At 70.9% G+C, this 6,749-nt stretch carries 5 protein-coding genes; all 5 read left to right on the top strand.

Translation table 11 applies throughout. From position 1 onward, the window contains the following. Positions 1-42 precede the first annotated feature (42 nt). Complete coding sequence (locus KDK95_RS15765; protein ID WP_212518918.1) at positions 43-1,263, top strand: substrate-binding domain-containing protein; 1,221 nt, start codon at positions 43-45, stop codon at positions 1,261-1,263. Positions 1,264-1,314: 51 nt separating this feature from the next. Further along, entirely contained in the window at positions 1,315-3,783 is a 2,469-nt protein-coding gene (locus KDK95_RS15760; protein ID WP_212518917.1) for an ATP-binding cassette domain-containing protein, read from the top strand. Further along, positions 3,780-4,796: an ABC transporter permease gene (locus tag KDK95_RS15755; protein WP_212518916.1), complete on the top strand. Its 1,017-nt coding sequence runs from the start codon at positions 3,780-3,782 to the stop codon at positions 4,794-4,796. Before KDK95_RS15760 ends, KDK95_RS15755 begins: the two co-directional genes overlap by 4 nt. A 47-nt stretch (positions 4,797-4,843) precedes the next feature. Then, positions 4,844-5,254, top strand: coding sequence for a VOC family protein (locus KDK95_RS15750; protein WP_212518915.1), 411 nt, complete (start codon positions 4,844-4,846; stop codon positions 5,252-5,254). Between the two features lie 149 nt (positions 5,255-5,403). Continuing rightward, entirely contained in the window at positions 5,404-6,720 is a 1,317-nt protein-coding gene (gene hisD / locus KDK95_RS15745) for a histidinol dehydrogenase (protein WP_212518914.1), read from the top strand. Positions 6,721-6,749 lie beyond the last annotated feature (29 nt).

Here is a 6,749-nt window from a genome sequence, read left to right as displayed (position 1 = left end):
ATCCGCCCTCCCGCCCCCTCCTCTAGTCAACGGAGACTAACCATGAGAAACCTCCCACGGCCGGTCGTCGGTCTGACGGCGCTCGCCCTGGCCGCGAGCCTCGGCCTGTCGGCGTGCTCCGCCAAGAAGACGGCCGCCGCGGCGTCGGGCTCGTCAGCCTCCGGCAACTGCGGGACCATCCCGACGGACTCGCCGAAGGACCCGGACAGCGTGCTGTCCTCGCTCTCCAGCTCGACCCGGGCCCTGTACAACGGCTACCCGGTGTCGGTCTACAAGAGCGCCTTCGCGGACTGGAAGCCGAAGTCCGGCACGAACAAGACCGTCGGCTTCCTGATCTCCGAGACCAACAACGGCTACCAGCTGGCGCTGGAGTCCATCCTCGCCGGGATGCTCAAGTCGGCCGGATACACCGTGGACGAGGTGACCTCCTCGGACCAGGTCACCGACCAGGTCGCGGACTTCAACCAGATGGTCGAGCAGAAGGTCGCGATGATCGTCTACGAGCCGCTGTCCTCCTCCGCCTTCACCACCGCCGTCTCCACCGCGGCGAGCGCGGGCATCCCGTCGATCTCGCTGCTGAACTCGGTGGACTCCGCCGACACGGTCAGCCTCGGCGCGAACGACTGGCTGCAGGGCGCCGAGATGGCCCAGTACGTCGCCAAGGAGATCGGCGGTTCCGGCAAGGTCCTCGACGTCCACGGCATATCCGGCGTCGGCATCGACACCGCCACCTACGCGGGCATCAAGGCCGTGTTCGCCGAGTGCTCCGGCATCACGACGGACGACACCATCTACGACCAGTTCGCCGACTCCACCGCGAAGAGCGCTGTGCAGACCTACCTGGAGACGCACCCGCAGAAGATCGCGGCGGCGATGACCTCCGGCGCCGGCGCCACCGGCGTGATGGAGGGCTTCCAGGCGGCGGGCAAGTCCGTGCCGATCATCGCGAACGACTCGATGGAGGACGGCCAGCTCGCGTACTGGTACCAGAACAAGAGCTCGTACAACGGCGTCGGCATCACCGCCACCCCGCCGCAGCTCGCCACCTCGGCCCTGTCCCTGGTCAACGCGCTGTTCAAGGGCGAGGGCATCAAGGTCTCGGCCGTCGTGCTCAACACCCCGCTGGTCACCGACGAGAACGTGGCCCAGTGGTACACCGCCGGCACGACCACGTCGTCGACCGGCAACGCCGGCGGCCCGAGCAGCCTCAACGTGCTGCCGACCGCCGAGCTGAACGAGCTGCTGAGCAACCCCGGCAGCTGAGCCCGGCACAGTCCCTGACTCGGACCACGGACCTCGGGAACGAATGAGCACATGGATACGATGACACCCACCGAACCCGCGCCGTCGACGGCCAACGCCACGACGCTGCTGCTGACGGTCGACGGGCTCGCGAAGTCCTTCGGCCCCACCAAGGCGCTGCGCAGCTGCTCGCTCGAGCTGCGCGGCGGCGAGGTGCACGCCCTGATGGGCGAGAACGGCTCGGGCAAATCCACCCTGGTGAAGATCCTGGCCGGGGTGCACCGGCCGGACGCCGGGCGGATCGAGCTCGCCGGAAGCGTCGTCTCGCCGCGGGGCCCGCGCGAGGCGATCGCTTCGGGGGTGGCCACCGTCTTCCAGGAAGTGCAGTGCGTCGCCCAGCAGTCCGTGCTGGACAACCTCTGGCTCGGCACGGACGGCGTGCTGCGCCGGGCCAGGGGTGCGGGCCTGGGCCCCGAGGAGCGCCGGGCCCGCGCGGGGCGGGTGCTGACCGATCTGCTCGGCACCTGCCCCGACCTCGACGCCCCGGCCGGCTCGCTCTCGCTGAGCGAGCGGCAGGCCGTGGCGATCGCGCGCTCCCTGCTGCGCGAGCCCGAGGTGCTGATCCTGGACGAGGCCACGTCCGCGTTGGACGTGGCCACGCGGGACAGACTGTTCGCCGCCTGCCGCGCGCTCACCGCACGCGGCGGGGCGGTGCTGTTCATCTCGCACCGGATGGACGAGGTCGAGCAGATCGCCGAGCGCGTCACGGTGCTGCGTTCCGGCGAGAGCGTCGGCACGCTGGAGAAGCACGAGGCGGACATCGCCACGCTGGTGCACCTGATGACCGGCGGCGAAGCGCTGGTCCAGTCCGCGGCCGCCGAGCGCCCCGAGCCCGGCGCGGTGGTGCTCGAGGGCCACGGTCTGAACCTGCGGGCCGGCGAGATCATCGGCCTGGCCGGCCTCGAGGGCCAGGGCCAGGACCACTACCTCAGGTCCCTGTCGAAACTCGCCGACGCCGGCACCCGGGTCGGGTACGTGGCGCGGGACCGGCGCGAGGAGTCGATCTTCCCGCCGCTGAGCATCCGGGAGAACTTCACCGCCTCGACGCTGGGCCAGGACGCCAGGGCCGGGCTGATCTCGACCTCGCGCGCCCGGGCCCGGTTCGACGCGTACCGCGAGCGGCTGAAGATCCGGCTCGGCAGGGACGGCGACGCGATCACCACGCTGTCCGGCGGCAACCAGCAGAAGGTCGTCATCGCCCGGGCGCTGGCCGGCGACCCGCAGGTGCTGCTCCTCAACGACCCGACCCGCGGCATCGACATCGGCGCCAAGCACGACGTGTACGCGCTGCTGCGCGACCTCGCCGCCTCCGGGATGGCGATCGTCATGCTCTCCACCGAGGTGGACGAGCACCTCGAGCTGATGGACCGGGTGCTGGTCTTCCGCGAGGGCGAGCCGGCCGCGGAGCTGGACCGGGCGAGCCTGAGCCGCTCCGCGCTGGTCACCGAGTTCTTCGGCCCCGCGGGCGCGCAGACGCCGGAGGCCGAGGCGCAGGCCCGGCCCGCGGCGGACCGGGGCGCGGTCGTCCGCTTCCTCGCCGAGCACACCTGGGTCGTGCCGGCGGTGCTCACCGTCGGACTGCTGATCGCGAACGTCGTCGTGCAGCACAGCTTCCTGGCCTGGCACTCCTGGATCCTGACCTTCGCCGAGCTGGCCACGCCGGGACTCGCCGCGATGGCTTCGACCCCTGCGATCCTCGGCGGCGGCGGCGGCATCGACATCTCGATCGCACCGCTGTTCGTCATGGTCTCCGTGGTCATCGAGGTGATGCTGCTCGGCAACAGCATCACGAGCGCGGCGGTCATCATCCCGGTGGCGGTGCTCGTCGGAGCGGCGGTCGGCGCCCTCAACGGAGTGCTGATCAACTACGGCCGCTACCAGGCTGTCGTCGCGACACTCTGCATGAACTTCATCCTCTCGGGCCTCGCGCTCGGCTACGCGCCCTCCCCGGCCAGCGGCACCTCCGGCTGGCTGACGTCGCTCGGATCGACCGTCGCCGGGATCCCCGGCGGCCTGATCCTGCTGGCGATCCCGCTGATCGCCTGGGCGCTGCTCGCCCGCACGCCGTTCGTCCGGACGCTGTGCGCGGTCGGCGGCAGCGAGATCACCGCGTACACGGCGGGCGTGAACGTGCCGCTGATCCGCACCCTGGGCTACACGCTCGGCGGCGCGATCGCCGGCCTGGCCGGCATCGCGATCACCGCGCAGCTGCACCAGGCCGAGGCCGACACCGGCTTCGTCACCCCGTTCATCCTGATGGCCATCGCGGCCGTAGCGCTCGGCGGCACCTCGCTCGGCGGCGGACGCGGCGGCCTGCTCGGCTCGCTGCTCGGCGCCGCGGTGATCTTCCTGATCGAGAACCTGCTCGGCGCCCTGCACATCTCCTCGTTCTGGTCGCAGGCCGTCTACGGCGCGACCCTCATCGCCGCGGTCCTGTTCGCGGCGCGCACCGCGACGCTCGGAAAGAAGGCCGCGCGATGACCACCCTCACCCAGACGCCCGCGCCGACGCGGGAGCGCGGCCTGTCCCCGATCGCAAGGCTCGCCGGGCTGCAGAGGCGCCTGCCGCTGCTGCAGATCGTCATCCTGGTGGCCCTCGTGCTCTACGTGGGCAACGCGGACGGCGACTACAGCTGGAACGACCTGCTCGCCCCGATCCTGCTGCAGGCGTCGTTCCTGGGCATCGCGGCGGCCGGCCAGACCCTCGTCATCCTGGTCGGCGGCCTCGACTTCTCGATCGCCGCCTACATCGTGGCCGGCAACCTGCTGGTGACGCACCTGGTCGGCAACGAGCACTGGAACTTCGGCGCCGTGGCGCTGCTGGTGGCCGCGATCTGCGTGGCCGGCGGCGGCTTCTCCGGCTGGCTGTGCCACAGGTTCAAGCTCGAGCCGCTGGTCATCACCCTCGCGATGAGCTCGATCGTGGTCGGCGTCCTGGTCGGCTCGAACACCGGCCTGCTCAACGGTTCCGGCCCGGGCTGGCTGCAGTCCTTTACGAATCAGACCTCGGACACCTTCGGCCTGCCGATCCCGCCGATCGTGGCGTTCTGGATCCTGCTGGCGGCGGCGATCACCGTCGTGCTGCTCAAGACCCCGCTCGGCCGCAGGCTCTACCTGGCCGGCGCGGGCCCGAAATCCGCGGATCTCGCGGGCGTGAGCACCCGGCGCGTGTGGACGGCGGCCTACGCGGCGAGCGCGCTGCTGGCCGGACTGGCCGGCGTGCTGCTGGCCGGGTTCAGCACCGGCGGCGACACGAACGTCGGCAACAGCTACCTGTTCCCGGGCCTGGCGGCGGTCATCGTCGGCGGCACGATGATGGGCGGCCGCGGCGACTACCTGCGCACCTGCCTCGGCGCGCTGATCGTCACCACGCTGAACTTCGTGATCTCCGTCAACAATCTGAGCGCGTCCGCGGCGAACGTCGTGTTCGGCGCCCTGATCCTGCTGGTCGTCGCGCTCTACGGACGCGAGCGCCGGCTGCGGGACCGCGTCTAGCCCGCAGCACCCCACCCACCTTTCCCGCATGAGAGAGAACCACAGCAATGCGACTGCATCACGCCGGGCTCAGCGTCCCCGACCTCGAACGCTCCCTGGACTGGTACTGCCGGGCGCTGAACCTCACGGAGGGCCACCGCTTCGAGGTGCCCTCGCTCGGGCTGCGCGGCGCGTTCGCGCTCGCCGCGGACGGGGCCGGCGTGGAATTGCTGGAGATGCACGGCGCGCTGCCCGGCGTCAACCGGGCGGACCCGCCGTCCGCCAACTCCGTGCACGGCTTCAACCACGTGTGCTTCGAGGTCACCGACCTGGAGTCGGTCTACGAGCACGCGCTGAGCCACGGCGCGGTCCCGGTCTGGGACCCGCGCGAGTCGCCAGAGCCGGGCGTGCGCATGGCGTACGTGACCGACCTGGACGGAAATCTCATCGAGCTGATCCACCGGGTGGTCAAGGCCTGACGGCATGGCCATGGCGCGAACCGGGGGAACGCTCCGACGCCGCCCTCCACGATCAGCAGTTGACCGCAATGCAGCGGCTACGCGCCCTGCACGACCCTGCCGGAGTCTTCGCCGGCCACCCGAATCAGTGATTGAAGAGGTCTGGAGCCATGGCCAAGCAGTACTTGAAGGAAGCCGTCCCCGCAGCCCAGGTCGCCAAGGACCTCGCCGGGGTCCGTACCGTGGTGGAGTCGGTGATCGCCGACATCCGGGAGAACGGCGACGCGGCCGTGCGCGAGTACTCGGCCAAGTTCGACAACTGGTCCCCCGACTCCTTCCGGCTGAGCGACGAGCAGATCGCCGCGATCGTGGCCGACGTGCCCGAGCAGGTCATCGAGGACATTGAGTTCGTCCAGGCGCAGGTGCGCCGGTTCGCCGAGGCCCAGCTCGCCTCGATGCGCGACGTGGAGATCGAAACCCTGCCGGGCGTCTACCTCGGCCATAAGCACGTGCCGGTGAGCGCGGCGGGCGCGTACGTGCCCGGCGGCAAGTACCCGCTCACGGCTTCGGCGCACATGACGATCATCACCGCGAAGGTCGCCGGCGTGGCCCGGGTCGCCGCCTGCACCCCGCCGATCCGCGGCGAGGTCCCCAAGGCCACCATCGCCGCGATGCACCTCGCCGGCGCCGACGAGATCTACCTGCTCGGCGGCGTGCAGGCCGTCACCGCGATGGCGCTGGGCACCGAGACCATCGGCAAGGTCGACCTGCTGGCCGGGCCGGGCAACGCGTACGTCGCCGAGGCCAAGCGGCAGCTGTTCGGCGAGGTCGGCATCGACCTGTTCGCCGGACCCACCGAGATCATGGTCGTCGCCGACGAGCACGCCGACCCCGAGGTCGTCGCCGTCGACCTGCTCTCCCAGGCCGAGCACGGCCCCGACTCCCCGGCAGTGCTGGTCACCACTTCGCGCGAGATCGGCGAGAAGGCCCTCGAGTACATCGAGAAGATCCTGCCCGGCATGAGCACCCGCGACTACGCGGGCCCGGCCTGGCGCGACCACGGCCAGATCATCGTCGTCGACGACCTCGACGAGGCCTTCGACGTGGCGGACTCCTTCGCTTCCGAACACGTCGAGGTGCTCACGGAAAACCCGCGCCAGGCCCTGGACAAGATGCACGACTACGGTGCGCTGTTCCTGGGCGAGGGCACCTGCGTCTCCTACGGCGACAAGGTCATCGGTACCAACCACGTGCTGCCGACGCGGGGTGCGGCCCGCTACACCGGCGGCCTGTGGGTCGGCAAGTACCTCAAGACCGTGACGTACCAGGAGGTGCGCGAGCCCGAGTCCGGCGCGCGGCTCGGCGAGGTGTGCGGCCGCGCCGCGCGCGTCGAGCTGTTCGAGGGCCACGCCCGCTCCGGGGACGTCCGGGCCGCGAAGGTGCGCGGCACCCGGCCCGAGTGGCTCAGCGAGGCCCTCGATGGCTGAGCCCGCCCCGGGTCGCGGGACCGGTGACG

This window comes from Actinospica acidithermotolerans (genome assembly GCF_018139625.1).
GTDB classification, from domain to species: Bacteria; Actinomycetota; Actinomycetes; order Streptomycetales; family Catenulisporaceae; genus Actinospica; species Actinospica acidithermotolerans.
Note: the sequence above shows the minus strand (reverse complement) of the source record. Positions and strands in the feature narration are given on the sequence as shown.